The sequence below is a fragment of the Serratia sp. TSA_198.1 genome, assembly GCF_052686505.1.
This window is the reverse complement of record NZ_JBQZFP010000007.1, coordinates 134,944-150,622: the sequence shown is the minus strand read 5'-3', so window position 1 is coordinate 150,622 and position 15,679 is coordinate 134,944. Positions and strand designations below refer to the sequence as shown.

Sequence of the window (15,679 nt, the reverse complement as noted above, 5' to 3'; positions counted from 1 at the left end):
ATTATGGCAGTTTTAATGTTAATTAAATGTTTAATAATTTAGTGGTGGTAATTTTACTACGGAAAATCATCATTTATTTAACAAGATAAACCATTTTTGTTTACATTGTCGCAACTATCTAAGGGTGGGAATGGCGTTTTGGGGCGGTAAAAATGCCGGCAGGAGAGCCGGCATTGAAGCATTTAACGGATGTGTGATCAATGTCACCTTAAGTATGGGTTACAGCACGCCCTGTGCCAGCATGGCATCGGCAACCTTGACGAATCCGGCGATATTGGCGCCATGCACATAGTGAGTTTGCTTTCCTTCACCGCCGTATTCGACACAGGCTTGATGAATATCCGCCATGATATGTTGTAAACGTACATCCACTTTTTCTGCCCGCCAGCTGATGCGCGCGGCATTCTGCGCCATCTCCAGCCCGGAAGTGGCTACGCCGCCGGCGTTGGCGGCCTTGCCCGGTGCAAACAGCACGCCGGCGTCCAGGAACGCATCGGTAGCCTGAATGGTAGTGGGCATATTGGCGCCCTCGGCCACGGCTTTGACCCCGTTGCGGATCAGCAACTGTGCGGCTTCCAGATCCAGTTCGTTTTGGGTTGCGCACGGCAGAGCGATATCCACCGGCACGCTCCAGGGTTGCTGGCCGGCCAGGTAGACCAGGCCGCGCTCACGGGCGTAGTCTTCCACCCGGCCATAACGCTGATTCTTGATTTCCGCCAGATGGGCCAGCTTCTCGGTGGTGAAACCGGCCTCATCGACCACGGTGCCGCCCGAGTCAGACGCGGTGATCACCCGCGCGTCCAGTTCCAGCGCCTTCTCGATGGCGTACTGCGCCACATTGCCTGAGCCGGAAACGGCGACCCGCATCCCTTCAAAGCCCAGCCCGTGGCGTTGCAGCATGGCGTCGGTGAAATAGACCAGCCCATAACCTGTGGCCTCGGGCCGGATCAGGCTGCCGCCGAACGACAGCCCTTTGCCGGTAAATACGCAGGCGGTGTTGTTGGACAATTTTTTCATCATGCCGGTCATAAAGCCGACTTCACGGCCGCCAACGCCGATATCCCCGGCGGGCACATCGGTATCTGGGCCAAGATGGCGGTACAGCTCCGTCATCAGCGACTGGCAGAAACGCATGATCTCCGCCTGGCTTTTGCCTTTCGGATCGAAATCTGACCCGCCTTTACCGCCACCCATGGGCAAGGTGGTCAGCGCATTTTTGAAGGTCTGCTCGAAGCCGAGGAATTTCAGAATCGATAAATTCACCGACGGATGAAAACGCATACCGCCTTTATACGGCCCGATGGCGGAATTGAACTGCACGCGCCAGGCGCGGTTAACCTGCACCTGGCCGCGATCGTCCACCCAACTGACGCGGAACTGGATGGCACGCTCCGGTTCCACCAACCGCTCCAGCAACGCGTGCTCGCGATAGCGCGGATTGCGTTCGATAAACGGCCACAGCGAAGTAAACACTTCTCTTACCGCTTGCAAATATTCAGGCTGGTGGGGATTGTGGCGTTGTAGTGAGGACAAAAACGACTCTACCGATACGGTATTTTCCATGGATAACTCCTTTTGGCATTAATTTCCCCCACTATTTTTATAAATATAGGTATGGATAAAGTGTGGGGGATGATGTTGTGTCTTTAGCGACTATATCACTGGAGGGCGGTTGATTAACAAGCGATTAATGATCGCGGTATAACGAAAAACGCCCGCAAGAGGCGGGCGTTGGCAGGCTAAGTTTGCGAGTGCTTACTTAATCTTCGGCGCTGTCTTCTTCGTCACGCAGCGGCACAATCAGCATATCGATATGCACGGTGTTGATCAGTTGGCGCGCAGAGGACATCAGCTTGCTCCAGAAATCCTGGTGGTGACCGCACAGCACCAGGTCCATATCGTATTTCTTGATGGCATCGACCAGCACCTGTGCCAAATCGCCGCTGCCGCTCAGGGTTTCGGTAATCGGATAACCGGCATTTTGCGAAAGCTCGGTCAGCGCGTGGTGGGTTTCCTCGGAAATACGCTTTTGCATATCGCCGAGATTAACGTCGATCAGGCCGGTATACAGGTCGGAATAGTTAACATCTACGTGGATCAGGGAAACTTTGGCGTTGTACGGTCGCGCCATAGATACGGCTTTTTCCACCAGAATTTTGCTCTCCGGGGACAGGTCTACCGCAATCAGAATGTGTTTGTAAGCCATGAGAATACTCCTTCCATATAATGCCGATTAAAGGGTTAGCAGGCATTTCAGCGTACCAGCCTGGCGCTTTAGGTTTACCTGCATTTTATCATTCAGATAACACAATGATATGTTGGGGCGATCACAGTGTGTTGCATCAAAAAATCTCTTCATCTCTACTCCCGTCAGTTTTACACCCGCCGGGTTGAAAATCCTATCATTACTGGGGTTATTGGCGGTTTGACCGCTTGAAACATAAGCATTCTTAAACAGAGTATAGTCCCAAACGCCCATCTGGCCGTGGAAAATACCGGGAATGGCGGGCAGGGCGGTTATCACTTATAACCCATCGATGGATGACAAATGGGCAGGTTGCGGTAAATTTTATCGACTGCTCAGGCCAGTTTGCGTTTCATTCACCTACAATAATGAATATGGGCCTCACCCTTTCTCTTCTGAGTCAGTCCGCGCTACCGGTACCTTGCCTGGCGGCGGCTTGTTTCAGAGGCTGTGGGTTATGCGCGGCCCGAGCGGTAAAAAGGGGATCGGAGCGGTAGGCTCCCGCAGTAATGGGCATCGAGGTAGGGCAGTTGGACCCGGCGGAGCGCCGCGGATAACAACGCCTTGAGGGGGCAATCATGATCAGTACCGTCGCGCTGTTTTGGGCTTTGTGTGTGGTGTGTGTGGTAAACATGGTGCGGTATTACTCTTCTCTGCGTGCGCTGCTGGTGGTGTTGCGCGGCTGCGATCCGCTGTTGTACCAATACGTCGACGGCGGCGGTTTCTTTACTGCCCACGGTCAGCCGAGCAAGCAGTTGCGGCTGGTGCGCTACATCTTCTCGCAGCGTTACGTCGAGCATCACGACCCGGAGTTTATCCGCCGTTGTGAGCGGGTGCGCGGCCAGTTTATGCTGACTTCCGCCCTGTGCGGGCTGGTGGTGGTGAGCCTGCTGGCGCTGATGATTTGGTATTAAAACCGGGCGGTTTCCCTGGTTACGAGCAAAAAAAAGGCGGCCACATCGGGCCGCCTTTCTCATGGAACAAGCTGCTTAGATAACCTTAAGCGCCAGCCAGTACAGTGAACCGGAAAGCAGAATCGAAATCGGCAGGGTCAGTAACCAGGCCAACAGGATGTTCTTCACGGTTTTACTTTGTACACCGCCGCCGTCCACGATCATCGTCCCGGCTACCGCCGAAGAGAGCACGTGGGTGGTGGAAACCGGCATACCGGTGTAGCTGGCCACGCCGATCGACAAGGCTGCGGTCATCTGAGCCGACACGCCCTGAGCGTAGGTCATGCCCTTCTTACCGATTTTCTCGCCGATGGTGGTGGCAACGCGCTTCCAGCCAACCATGGTGCCGAGTGACAGCGCCAGAGCAACCGCAACGATGATCCACAGCGGTGCATACTCAACGGTTTGCAGCAGATCCTGACGCAGGTTCTTCAGGAAACGCTGGTCCGCGGCGGAGGTTTCCGGCAGTTTGGCGACCTTGTCTGCGGTATCCGTTACGCACATCAGCAGGCGGCGCAGATGGCTGCGCTGTTCTACCGTCAGTTGATCGTAACTTTGCAGATTGTTCAGCAAGCCCTGCGTCAGCTCAATCGCCGGCATGGCGCGGGAGCTGTCGCAGTGGAACTCGGTCGGCTTATTCGGCGAAACCTCATCTTCCGGGCTTGGCACCAGCGGCGTCAGGGACACCACGTGTGACAGGGCATCGCCGTGCTGCTGGTAATATTGCTGCAGGTGGGTCACGGCATCACGCGTACGGGTGATGTCATAGCCGGTTGCATTCATATTGACCACGAAGCCGGCCGGAGCAACGCCGATCAGCACCAGCATGATAAGGCCGATGCCTTTCTGGCCGTCGTTGGCGCCGTGCGAGAAGCTGACGCCGATAGCCGACAGGATCAGTGCGATACGGGTCCAGAACGGCGGCTTGCGTTTGCCGTCGACCTTTTCACGTTCCGCAGGGGTCATGTGGATACGCTGGCGTTTCTTGTTGCCGCTCCAATAGCGGCGCAAGGCAAACACCATCAGCCCGGCGACCATCATGCCGACCAGCGGCGAGATGAGCAATGACAGGAAAATACCGATCATTTTCGGGACGTTAAGCGCATCCACCACCGAAGTGTGAGTCATCAGTGCGTTGGTTAAACCAACACCGATAATTGCGCCAATCAGCGTGTGGGAGCTGGAGGCCGGCAGACCGAAATACCAGGTGCCGAGATTCCAGATAATCGCCGCCAGCAGCATGGAGAAGACCATGGCTAATCCGTGCGCTGAACTGACGTTCAACAACAGATCGGTAGGCAACAGGTGAACAATGGCGTAAGCAACACTCAAACCACCGAGCATAACGCCAAGAAAGTTGAACAAGCCCGCCATCACGACCGCAAGTTGCGAGCGCATGGCACGGGTATAGATTACTGTAGCGACCGCATTGGCCGTATCATGAAAGCCGTTGATGGCTTCATAAAACAACACGAACAACAATGCGAGAATTAACATCAGGCCGGTATGGAAATCCAGGCCTGCGAACAAATGCAGCATAAGCGTTACGCCAGTTTGTGGACATGAACGCCGCGCATTATCCGTGACAACCGGGGCCGGGGAAAAGGAAAATATGACGTTTTTTTGATTTGAACATGACGAAACGATGGCGCTGGCATGACAAAGATATGAAATATCATAACCTTATGATGATAAGCGTACTGTAATATTTTCTTACTATGGCGCTGGCGGCGGCATGGCTTTACAATCTGCCGCCGTAAAGTTGTCGGTTACCGGTAGCGAAACGGCGTAATATGGCGGCCTTTTGTCGCGATTGTGGTTTTTATTCAGAGAGGCGCAGGTGGAACAGTTTGATGTCGTGGTAATAGGTGCGGGCGCAGCGGGCATGTTTTGCGCGGCACAGGCGGGGCAACTCGGTTGCCGAGTGCTGCTGCTCGATAACGGCAAAAAACCGGGACGCAAAATCCTGATGTCCGGCGGCGGACGCTGTAACTTTACTAATATGTACACCGAACCGGCCGCCTACCTGTCGAACAACCCGCATTTCTGTAAATCGGCGCTGGCGCGATATACCCAGTGGGATTTTATCGATCTGATTAACCGCTACGGCATCGCCTACCACGAGAAAACGCTGGGGCAGCTGTTTTGCGATGACTCGGCGCAGCAGGTGGTCGAACTGCTGGTTAAAGAGTGCGAACTGGGCCAGGTGACGACGCGCCTGCGCAGTGAAGTGCTGGGCGTGGAAAAAACCGAAGCCGGTTTCGAACTGGCGTTGAATGGCGAGAAAGTGAGTGCTCGCTCACTTGTGGTGGCCAGCGGCGGGCTTTCCATGCCGGGGTTGGGCGCTTCACCGTTCGGCTACAAGCTGGCGGAGCAGTTTGGTCTTAAGGTGTTGCCGACCCGCGCCGCGCTGGTGCCTTTTACCCTGCATAAACCGTTGCTGGAACACCTGCAAACGCTGTCCGGTGTCTCGGTGCCGGCGGTGATCACCGCCGAAAACGGCGTCAGCTTCCGCGAAAGCCTGCTTTTCACCCACCGTGGTCTTTCCGGCCCGGCGGTATTGCAGCTTTCCAGCTACTGGCAGCCTGGTGAGTTTGTGAGCGTTAACTTACTTCCTGCACTCGATCTGGCGGGCTTCCTTAATGAGCAACGTCAGGCGCACCCCAACCAAAGCCTGAAAAACACCCTAGCGCTGCACCTGCCAAAACGCCTGGTGGAGTGCCTGCAAACGCTGGGGCAGTTGCCGGAGGCCACGCTGAAGCAACTGAACGCCACGCAACAGGCCGCGCTGGTCGAAACCTTACAGAATTGGCGCGTACAGCCGAACGGCACCGAAGGCTACCGCACCGCGGAAGTGACGCTCGGCGGCGTGGACACCAAAGAGCTGTCTTCCAAAACGATGGAAGCCGGCAAGGTGCCCGGCCTGTACTTTATCGGCGAAGTGGTGGATGTGACAGGGTGGCTGGGCGGTTATAACTTCCAGTGGGCCTGGAGCTCGGCCTGGGCTTGCGCTCAGGCGCTGGCGGCTGCGAATTGATAAAAAAGTTGTGTCGCTAATCGATTTTTTACAATTAAAGTGGCGTCACTAAATCTTGTTATTTGTTGTTGTTTTAAAGATATTTAATCTGCACTGGGCGTCCGGTTTCGGGGATTGCCATCATAAGATGGACAAATTACATCATGCTTTGCCCGTGGAGAGTACTTTGGAAAGAGGACATAGTAGCCACCTAAAGGAAAAATGGGCGGGATCTTCAGAGAAGAGGCTAAGCGCCAATGCTGTGCTTAAGCAAATGCAACTACAGATCGATAACCTTACGCGTCAAAAACTTTTGCTTACTAGCCTTCTTTCCGTCGGAAGAAATGGCAAGGTTTTTAGCGCTTCTTAAAAAACCATACCGGTCATCCTGGTTTATAACGGCAAGGCGCATTCAGTAGGTTTAAGCCATTGTAAAATTATCTGGATATTGGTTTAGTTGAACCTAGTGGAAAGATAACGAGGCTCTATGAAAGATAACGAACTTTTTATTTCAGTAGATGTTGAATCATCGGGGCCAATTCCTGGCGAGTACAGTCTTTTGTCGATCGGCGCCTGTCTGCTTTCCGATCCAGAGATATCGTTCTACACAGAGTTTAAGCCCGACAGTCAAAAGCATGACCCGGAGGCTGTAGCGGTTACAGGTTTGGATCTCACATCACTCGCCCTGAAGGGGTTGCCTCCCCTCGAGGCAATGGTGCAATTCAATGCCTGGATCGATTCAGTATCTAGGCCAGGGAAAAAGGTCGTTTTTGTCGGTCTTAATACGCCATTTGACTGGTCATTCATCAATTACTATTTCCATAAATACACTGGAGGCAACCCGTTTGGCTTTACTGCAATTGATATTAAAGCTTACTACATGGGGCTTAAGGGATGTTCTTGGGAAGAGACGAAATCATCAAGAATGGTTGAAACGCTGTGCCCCCGACTTCGGGCCAGCCACAACGCACTGGAAGATGCCAAATTTCAGGCAGAACTGTTCTCATTGATGCTTGCAGAATGACGAATGTTTTATTATGGACTTATAAACCGTGTGAAACGCTTACAATTCTACTGAAAAAGATAGATTTTAAGGGGAGGGAACACAGTCATGCAGATGTTATCGGACGCCAACAAGTCGCGAAGTTCTTAACAATTAAAAGGCGTGGGCCTCAACTACTGCTGAGGCCCACGTGCGAACAGGAAAGGGAATACTAATGACTACATTTCGTCGCTGCATGAAATAAAACCACTGTTTTCACGTCCGTGGGATAGCGCATAGATCCCCCATGGATATGGTGTTTTATTGGTTTGCTCATACTGATAAACGATGAGCTCTGACATATTTCTACTGTCATAACGTCGCCCTAAATTCAGTACTACACTGCTCTGTGCAGCCAGTATCAGGTGTATTGTCCTGAATCCTTCGTCGGACAATGATTTTATCTTCTCTGCAAACTGAAGTGAAAGACGGCGTTGCTTCATTAGCGACCAGTGGTTATCAAAAGCAATTGTTTCTAACTTGAGATGCTCAATTCCCAGTCCCTCAAAGCTATCCGTAACCAGTGGCATTTTTACCCTGTAAGAGCATGAGACTACGAGTACAATCTCATCCAAGTCTCCTATGCGAACCGTTTCGCTACTGAAGCTCTCCCCGTCATCACTGTTCTTCTCTGAAATATGCTCCCAGCGTTCATGCTCCCGATCCCAGTCAAAAACATTCACGTCGCTTTTGTCATCAAGCATGTTGCCGATAAAAAAGGTAAACGGAACGGGCAGAAATCCGCCATAGGCAACCTGTGTGGTATCAGAAGTTCCTTTAGCAAGGAGCTGGGCCAGGTTATCCTTTGCAGGCAATATTTTTCGCGTGAAAGTCAGCTTTGGCTCAAAAACATACCCGTCTCTCAATTGCTGAGTAATATCGATATCAAGCGGATAAACCGTTCCTTTCAGGATAGATTTTACTTTCCTACCCAACCCTGTTTCTGATGTGGTTCGGAGTCCATTTCCTGCCACAAGGATGATACGCTTACGTGAGTTTTGTTTGATTGACTGACACTCATTTACAGTTATCAGCACCATGCCCGTTGCTATAAGTGCAATCGCAATTGCGGGGACGAGGTAATCACTGATGAAATTCCCCTCTGCTGTACCTACGCTAAGAGAGCCCCAGCTAAATGTGCCTGTAATAGCAAAACTGATAGCTCTCTGGCCTGCCAGAATGGCAGCTCCTGTAGCAATCAATACGAAACCCGGTTTTTTTTGCCGGGTGAGGTAATCAATAACCTTGGAAAGTTGCTGTTTCCAGTAGTCGCTCATTTTTATTCCTGTTAGCCTGGTCCATTGTTAGCGAAGGGAAATACCGTTATTGTCCATGTGGAAAGCGGGATGCGGGCATAGGTGATTGCTGATATAAGAAAACGCTAGTCCTCATAATAGATACCTGCATCATCTTCATTCGGATGCGCTCCACCGCCTTCCCACTTTTCGGAAAATAACCACTGTTCAAAATAAAAAAGCCATAACGATGCCCAAGGAAGTACGGTATCGCTCAACTGAAGTTGCGGCCTCCACTCAGCATATTTCGCCGGATGCCTCTGCTTAGGTAGATAAAGGCAGAGTTGTGTTTTATCTGAATCAGATGAGGTTGCGTATGTGTGGGGGATCCTTTTGCCCTGAGCCAATTTTTTAAGCTTCGGAGATATCACATAACAGTCCGGCGTAGCAGGGGGATTGTACTCAATTCGAACGAGATACTCACGGCTGAAGGGTCCCGGTGAGAGGTGCCCTTCCCAGACAAGTTTCTTATTATTACCGGTTAAGTAGCAACGTGCACTAGGAAAGCGGGCACGAAGCCCGTGATACTGTTCGGCAAGCGTAAGGCGCCGGTTAGGTAAAAATACATTCATGGCTGGTTAGTCCCCAAAAAATGTATTTTTCTGCACTGTAGCTGCTGACAGTGAATTTCCGCCATAAAACGTGTTAGCTGGCACTGTCCGGGCTGCTGCAGAGGTACTTACCGCACCTGCAGATAGTGCCCCTGTGATAGCTGAAACCCGCAAGTCATTGCTACCTCGGGCAGCGTTTACGCCTCCGAGCATTGCGGCACGTACAGCCTTGACCGGTCTTTCACCAAAGTATTTGCTAAGATTGTCCAGCAACTGGTCTTCACCCACCGAGGATGCAATCTCAATTATGTTGTCAGTTACTGCCTGATGCCATAACTCAAAGTTTCTTTTGAGTTTCTCGCCTTTTCTTGCCTCTCCAACGTTCCATTTTTCAGCAAAATTCTCTGCAGGCATACTAGGGTTAGCCACGAAATACAGACCGAAACTGTGTCTGATGTAGTGAGGCATCAGCTCAAGCACATCCAGTAGCACATCAAAATCAGTGGAATAGCCTCTCTTTTCGTCACAAATGTGTTCATAGGCATGCCCAGCAAGCGTTGTGATGATTGCTGAGATTGGCTTCAGGTCAACACGTTCCTTTCCTCCTTCAGCTGCCCATACATCCCGATGGCGTTTAAAAATCTGCACAATTCGGTTCAGGAGTTTCTTCTGGGTATGGTCGGGCAACGGCCTGACTGCTGCCGATTTGACGAAACTTTCACATGAGACTTCTAGCATGAAGAATCGTGGTGTTTTTTCAGTGATCTTATCAAACCATGTCGCATAGCCCGCCGGGTTTGACTCCTTCCAGTCTCTGAGGCGTGAGTCAGGAACCAGAAGTGGATGATTTTCCTCTGAATAATTATTACTCAAGTCGATCCCCGGGGTGATGTCCAGATGGTATTCACCTGCGTACATAATGCGGTGCCCTCTTGGCAGGGGGCTAAGCATTTCGCTATAGGTACCGTGGCTGGCGAGTCGTACGCGAACGGCTTCAAGTACTTCAGCCCAACCTGAAGCGATATTCGCATTCGGCAGATAGCAAAGCAGATCAACGTCATACTGATCGCTTCCTTTAGGTTTAACAGTTGTATTTAGCCTTACACTGCCCTGCGAATAAATCTCTGCACCGACAAGGATAGGATCATCTCCTCCAGCAAGATAAGATCCTACAGACTCATAGGCCCTTTTGATTAGGCCATATTGTGTCTCCGACAAGTCCAGGGTTTCCACGATGCAATCCAAGAAATCCCCGACATACTGCTTTTTTTCTGTGCTCAGCGCTAAAACTGATACTGAATTGCTCATTGATCTATCCTTAATATGACAACAACATAATGTGTATACATGATGATCAGTATGCCACATCTTGTGTTTTACATTGTTATTGTGGATATCATAGTAGGGAAAATTTACAGATCAAGGGTTGATATTTACAACTATCTGAGATGACGATTTTACCTTTCGCACTTGGCCGTATCCGGTAAGCCCTGGAAGGTATGTCAATGCAAAAGAAATTTTTTTCAAGTTCCTAAATAAGATGATTATTGGAGAATAATATCAGTCTGTAAGTGGATTACTGTCAGGGTTTTACCTGTTGTGATGGCGAGTCTAGGGCTGTAAGTAATGCGATTAAATTTTAAACTGATGGGATACAGTCGCGATCAACCGCGGATGCTAGTCAAATTAAGGGTCTTTTTATGGTAAGGGGCAAGTAAGGCCATGAACCATCGCATTACAAAAAAATTTACTAGGCCTATGTCATTGCAAATGCTCTGCGAGCAAACTGGCGTTCCTGCACTTTGACGTCGATACGCGGCAGCCGTAGGCAAAACTCAGGCCCGGTGCAGCCGGATAGGCTAAGCTGATTTTTAGAGGGCTTATCCGGGGTATTCACCATGCATATCATTCTTGCACCTACCAATCTGGGGCTGAGCCCCTTGCGACCGGGCCATGTTCCCGGCACCTGGCGAGCGCCGCAGGCGCTGATGGCATATAGCTTGGCGCAAAGGTTGGGAGCGGGGGCCGTCACCGAGTTGCCGCAACCGACTTATTCGCCGGCAGCGCAGCCCGGCACCCGCATACGCAATGGTCATGCGATTCGCGCTTTCACTCTCGCGTTGGCCGCAGAAGTTGCTGCGGTGCAGGCGCGCGGCGACTTCCCGCTGGTGGTCGGCGGCGACTGTTCGATTCTGCTGGGGGCGTTGGCCGGTTCACGCAGTGCGGGGCCGCTTTCGCTGGTACACATCGACGGGCACAGCGATTTCCGTCATCCCGGCAACTATGATCCGCAGCAGATGTTGGGCGCGGTGGCGGGGATGGATTTGGCGTTGGCGACCGGGCGCGGGGAACCGCTGCTGGCCGAATGGCCTGGCGTAACGGGGCCGCTGGTGCCGGAACGGCAGGTTTTACAACTGGGCGAGCGTGAGTGTCGGGATGCGGATTTTGCCTGGCCGGATATCAATCAAACGGCAATTGCGCGCATTGACGTCTTCGCTGCCAACCGGATGGGCAAAGCGGAAATTGTGCGGCAAATCGAACAGATGCTGGCCACCGAGCCGGAATGGCGCTTTTGGCTGCATCTGGATGTGGACGTGCTCGACCAAACCATTATGCCGGCGGTGGATTCCCCCGGTAGCCCCGGTATCGATCGCCTCTGGCTGGAAAATATCGTGGCGCGGTTGCTGCAAAACCCCATGTGTTGCGGCATGACGCTGTCGGTATTCGACCCCGAGCTCGATCCCGACGGCCGGTACGCGGCGCTGATAGTGGAAATGCTGGAGGCGATGTTCCGCTCCCGCTGACGGCGTTATGCCTTGTGCGTCGACAGCTGGATGCTGGTTTCGGTGTTGGAAATGCCGGCGATGCGCCGGATGCGCCCCAGAATTTTATCGAAACTCTCCAGGCTGTCGGTGCGAATCTCCAGCAGAATGTCCCACTTGCCGTTGGTGGTGTGCAGGGTGAACACCGCCGGTTCGCCGCGCAGCTGTTGCAACACGCTTTGCGCCTTGGTGCCTTCCACCGCCACGCACATCCAGGCGCGAATGCGGTTATGTTCCACGCCCGGCTTCACGCGAACGGTGTAGCCGGTAATGATCCCCTGCGTTTCCAGCGCCTCAATTCTTTTTTGCACCGTAGCGCGCGAAACCCGGACCTTGTTGGCTATCTCGGTCACCGAGCTGCGGGCGTTTTCGCGCAGCAGCGCGAGGATGTGGCGATCGGTATCATTCATGGTGGCAAAGTGTCGGCTGGCGGTGGCGATTTGTAAAAATATAGAGCAATTTAGTCATTTTTCACACTGCCTGGTGCCAAATTGATTTTCCATAATAGGGTCGCGTTATTCCCCCGATCCCTGTGAGAAATATCATGCAAACCACCCAATCCGTTTTTATGATCCGGCCTTCCGGCTTTGCCGCGAATAAACAGACCCAGCACAGCAATTTTTTTCAGAAGGTCACGCAGCACCATGAACACCACGCGGCCAGGGCATTAATCGCCTTTAACGGTTACGTTGACGCCCTGCAACAGGCCGGTGTCGACGTGAGGGTGATGGATGATATCGACGGGCAGGAAACGCCGGACGCATTATTCCCGAATAACTGGATTGCGCTGCTGGGCGACGGCAGCCTGTTCACTTTCCCGATGGAAGCGGAAAACCGACGACGGGAACGCCGCCAGGATATTATCGCGCAGCTCGCCAATGATTTCGTGATTGAACGGCGTATCGATCTTTCCGCCCACGAACTGGCCGGGCGTTTTCTGGAAGGTACAGGTTCGCTGATCCTGGATCATCCGAACAAGTTGGCTTACTCCTGCCTGTCGTCACGCAGCTCTCCAGAAGTGGGGCGCGAATTTGAGCGCCATTCCGGCTATAAAATTATCTGGTTCGACGCCGTAGATCGCCATAATCAGCCGATTTATCACACCAACGTGATGATGAGCGTCGGCGCGCGCTACGCCATTCTCTGCCTGGAAAGCCTGCGCAACCCGGAGCAAAAGCGCACGGTGATCGCCAGGTTGCAAGGTAGCGGCAAAACCCTGATTGACGTCAGCTACGCTCAGATGGAGGCGTTCGCCTGCAACGTGCTGGAACTGCGCGCCAAAGACGGCAGCCCGGTTTACGCCATGTCGACCCGCGCCTGGGCCAGTTTTACGCCGCCGCAGCAGGCGCTGATTGGCGGCTACGCCCGGCTGGCGCTGGGGCCGATTGACATTATCGAAGACCTCGGCGGCGGGGGGGCGCGCTGCATGCTGGCGGAGATCTTTCTGCCAAAGAAAGGCGTGCTGGCCTGATCCCGCGCCTTTTCAGTTCAGTCCCATCTGATTGAGCAGCATTTTGTTCAGCTCGGTGCTTTTGCGCACGTCCAGTTTACGCATCGCCGAGCGCTTATGGGCGCTGATGGTCTTCTGGCTGCGGTGCAGCATTCCGGCGATGGTGCAGGCGGACATGCCGGTGCTCATCAGCTTCAGCACCTTTTTTTCGCAACTGCTCAGGGCGGCGATGCGGCACTGCCGGCATTTCCAGAGGGTGCTGGCGTGCAGCGCCACCCAGGGTTGCTGGCAAAAACGTTCCAGCGCCATGTGGAGCTTGTGGCGAACGGTAGTGGCATCGTCGCGCCGGTTAATGCTGAACAACGCCGGGTGGGCGTGCAGATAACGGGTGTCGCGATCGTCGAGGATCAGCACGATCATTTGCCGGTGGCGCGGCGTCTGGTACGGGCTTTGATAGCAACTGGCGCAGCCGCATGGGTCTTCCAGAGTGCGGAACACGATCTCGATCGGCTCCAGATTGCGCAGCTCGTGCAGATGCCCGCGGCGGCTCTGATTCAGGTCATGCAGATACTCTTCCAGCAGCCGCCGTAACCCCTGTTGATAAAAGTTATCGCTGCACAGCAGGGTGAACCGAATATTAAGCATAGTTACTCCTTAAAACGCGCATCGTGCGGGAACAGTCGGCGCGCCTGACGGTGCAGATCCTCCGCCCGCTGCGGCTGTTGCAGCAACCGGCTGGTCACCATCAGGTTGACGTAGATATTGGCGTCCGGCCGCACGCGGATTTCATTTTCCGCCCAACGCTGGTAGCTCAGCAGCGTAGCCGGATCGCGGGTGTGCGGGTATTGCAGCAGCCGTTGCAACTGGACGTCGTAGTCGTAACGCACCTGCCAGGGCGTCGGCGTCATCACCCGGCTCATGGCGGCAAATTGTTGCAGACCGGTTTTTTCCACGGCGGTCACGATCAGGGCGCTGTGCAGGCCGTTAAGCAGGTACGGCAGCGCCAGCGCGGCCAAACCGGCGGCGAGCAGCCGCAGGGTGAGTTGCGGGCGCGGTGACAGGCGCAGGCGGCAACGCACATCGCCGGCGCGCAGAATCGCCAGCAGCAGTACGCCGTGTGCCGCGGAGAGATAAAGCGGGTACTCCACCATCATGTGCAGCAGGATCGGCAGCGCTGCCAGCCAGGGGGCAGGCCGCAGCGGCAGGGCGCGGGTGCGTCGCAACAGGCGCCATAACCCCCAGCAAATGAAGGCAATACCGCTCAGACTCAGCAGGCCGCCTTCGATACCCCACAGCAAAATTTCGTTGTGCGGATGGCTGATGCTGACGCTTTCCATGCCGCTGCTGTGGGTAGTGTAGAAGTGATGCAGGAAATCGTGCTGAAAGTGGCCGTAACCCCAGCCGAGCCACGGGCGTTCGGCGATCATGCGCAGCGCTTCCTGCCAGTAGGCCAGCCGGTAGAAAATCGGCTCCGCCACGGTGAGCGCCCGCGTTGCGCCGTTGAGCATGACCAGCAGCAGACCGGCGGCTATCCCGGCAAGCAGCAGCAGCAGGGCGGCGGTAGCGCGGCGACGATTAAGGCGATACAACATAAACAGTTGCAGCGGCGAAAGCAGAGCGGCCGCCAGCAGGCCAACGCGTGAGGCGATCACGATCAACAACAGCGGTGCCAAAACCAGCATACCGCCCGTCAGCCATTGCACGCCCCGGTGCAGCGGGCGCCGGTTGCTCAGCAGATACAGCGCCAGTGCCAGCCCGGTAGCCATAAAGCTGGCCATCAGGTTCCACTGCTGGAAGATGCCGTAAGGGCGGTTTTTCAGGGTGTTGTAGCCCATGGCGTTACCCGGCGCCAACAGGCCGTACTGCACCAGGCCCAGCAGCGCCTCGATCACCGTCGCCGCCAGCAGTAGAATCAGCAGTCTGCGCCGCCGCAGCCGGTCGAGCGGTATCTGCAACAGCGCGAAATAGGCGGCGACGCCCAGCGTCAGCCCCAACAGGCGCGGCAGAGCTTCACCTAGCCAGGGGTTTTTCGTCCACAGCAGCGGCAATAATAAAATCAGAGCGCCCGGCGCCAGCCGGTTAAAAAAGCCGGATACGGCCAACGGCGGGCGGCTCAATAGCATCGCGCCGAGAATAAACAGGGCGATAAATAGGCCGCCGACCAGATTCCACGGCAAATAAAAACCGCTGCCGCCGCGATTGGGCCAGTAAATATGCATGGCGATCAGGCAATAGCATGCCGCCAGCCCGAATAACCCGGCCGTTTTGTTGTTGGATATCATCACTGCTTCCTGAAGCGTCCGGT

The 15,679-nt window shown here is 53.9% G+C and carries 15 protein-coding genes; 5 read left to right on the top strand and 10 right to left on the bottom strand.

Annotated features, from left to right (window positions below; all coding sequences use genetic code 11):
* Positions 1-219: 219 nt before the first annotated feature.
* The 3 genes from gdhA to ACUTSW_RS22220 all read right to left on the bottom strand — a co-directional run bounded on the left by gdhA (position 220) and on the right by ACUTSW_RS22220 (position 2,524).
* The gene (gene gdhA, locus ACUTSW_RS22230) at positions 220-1,563 is read right to left on the bottom strand and encodes an NADP-specific glutamate dehydrogenase (protein WP_445585374.1); all 1,344 of its coding nucleotides are present in this window, start codon (positions 1,561-1,563) and stop codon (positions 220-222) included.
* A 196-nt stretch (positions 1,564-1,759) separates the two neighbouring features.
* The gene (uspA, locus tag ACUTSW_RS22225) at positions 1,760-2,206 is read right to left on the bottom strand and encodes a universal stress protein UspA (RefSeq protein ID WP_004951550.1); all 447 of its coding nucleotides are present in this window, start codon (positions 2,204-2,206) and stop codon (positions 1,760-1,762) included.
* Between the two features lie 27 nt (positions 2,207-2,233).
* Positions 2,234-2,524, bottom strand: a complete 291-nt coding sequence (locus ACUTSW_RS22220; protein WP_445585373.1) for a hypothetical protein — start codon at positions 2,522-2,524, stop codon at positions 2,234-2,236.
* Positions 2,525-2,823: 299 nt separating this feature from the next.
* Here ACUTSW_RS22220 and uspB point away from each other — a divergent pair, with 299 nt between their 5' ends.
* Positions 2,824-3,159, top strand: coding sequence for a universal stress protein UspB (uspB, locus tag ACUTSW_RS22215; protein WP_004951547.1), 336 nt, complete (start codon positions 2,824-2,826; stop codon positions 3,157-3,159).
* A gap of 75 nt (positions 3,160-3,234) precedes the next feature.
* Here uspB and pitA read toward each other — a convergent pair whose 3' ends face one another.
* On the bottom strand, positions 3,235-4,737 hold the full coding sequence (gene pitA / locus ACUTSW_RS22210) for an inorganic phosphate transporter PitA (protein ID WP_004951543.1): 1,503 nt from the start codon (positions 4,735-4,737) through the stop codon (positions 3,235-3,237).
* A gap of 301 nt (positions 4,738-5,038) precedes the next feature.
* Here pitA and ACUTSW_RS22205 point away from each other — a divergent pair, with 301 nt between their 5' ends.
* Positions 5,039-6,235 (top strand): NAD(P)/FAD-dependent oxidoreductase, encoded by a 1,197-nt coding sequence (locus ACUTSW_RS22205; RefSeq protein WP_445585372.1) that lies wholly within the window; start codon positions 5,039-5,041, stop codon positions 6,233-6,235.
* A 466-nt stretch (positions 6,236-6,701) separates the two neighbouring features.
* Entirely contained in the window at positions 6,702-7,238 is a 537-nt protein-coding gene (locus tag ACUTSW_RS22200) for a 3'-5' exonuclease (protein WP_445585371.1), read from the top strand.
* Positions 7,239-7,435: 197 nt separating this feature from the next.
* Here ACUTSW_RS22200 and ACUTSW_RS22195 read toward each other — a convergent pair whose 3' ends face one another.
* The 3 genes from ACUTSW_RS22195 to ACUTSW_RS22185 form a co-directional block, all read right to left on the bottom strand.
* The gene (locus ACUTSW_RS22195) at positions 7,436-8,533 is read right to left on the bottom strand and encodes an SAVED domain-containing protein (protein ID WP_445585370.1); all 1,098 of its coding nucleotides are present in this window, start codon (positions 8,531-8,533) and stop codon (positions 7,436-7,438) included.
* Between the two features lie 104 nt (positions 8,534-8,637).
* On the bottom strand, positions 8,638-9,123 hold the full coding sequence (locus tag ACUTSW_RS22190; RefSeq protein ID WP_445585369.1) for a hypothetical protein: 486 nt from the start codon (positions 9,121-9,123) through the stop codon (positions 8,638-8,640).
* A 6-nt stretch (positions 9,124-9,129) separates the two neighbouring features.
* Entirely contained in the window at positions 9,130-10,410 is a 1,281-nt protein-coding gene (locus tag ACUTSW_RS22185; RefSeq protein ID WP_445585368.1) for a nucleotidyltransferase domain-containing protein, read from the bottom strand.
* A gap of 590 nt (positions 10,411-11,000) precedes the next feature.
* Between ACUTSW_RS22185 and ACUTSW_RS22180 the strand changes: the two genes are divergently transcribed.
* Entirely contained in the window at positions 11,001-11,906 is a 906-nt protein-coding gene (locus tag ACUTSW_RS22180) for an arginase family protein (RefSeq protein WP_445585367.1), read from the top strand.
* Between the two features lie 5 nt (positions 11,907-11,911).
* Here ACUTSW_RS22180 and ACUTSW_RS22175 read toward each other — a convergent pair whose 3' ends face one another.
* On the bottom strand, positions 11,912-12,334 hold the full coding sequence (locus tag ACUTSW_RS22175; protein ID WP_063200717.1) for an Lrp/AsnC family transcriptional regulator: 423 nt from the start codon (positions 12,332-12,334) through the stop codon (positions 11,912-11,914).
* Positions 12,335-12,468: 134 nt separating this feature from the next.
* Between ACUTSW_RS22175 and ctlX the strand changes: the two genes are divergently transcribed.
* Complete coding sequence (gene ctlX / locus ACUTSW_RS22170; protein ID WP_445585366.1) at positions 12,469-13,395, top strand: citrulline utilization hydrolase CtlX; 927 nt, start codon at positions 12,469-12,471, stop codon at positions 13,393-13,395.
* Positions 13,396-13,407: 12 nt separating this feature from the next.
* Here ctlX and ACUTSW_RS22165 read toward each other — a convergent pair whose 3' ends face one another.
* Both ACUTSW_RS22165 and ACUTSW_RS22160 read right to left on the bottom strand, forming a co-directional pair.
* Positions 13,408-14,019, bottom strand: a complete 612-nt coding sequence (locus ACUTSW_RS22165; protein ID WP_062868974.1) for a helix-turn-helix transcriptional regulator — start codon at positions 14,017-14,019, stop codon at positions 13,408-13,410.
* 2 nt (positions 14,020-14,021) lie between these two features.
* Positions 14,022-15,656 (bottom strand): Wzy polymerase domain-containing protein, encoded by a 1,635-nt coding sequence (locus ACUTSW_RS22160; RefSeq protein WP_445585365.1) that lies wholly within the window; start codon positions 15,654-15,656, stop codon positions 14,022-14,024.
* Positions 15,657-15,679 lie beyond the last annotated feature (23 nt).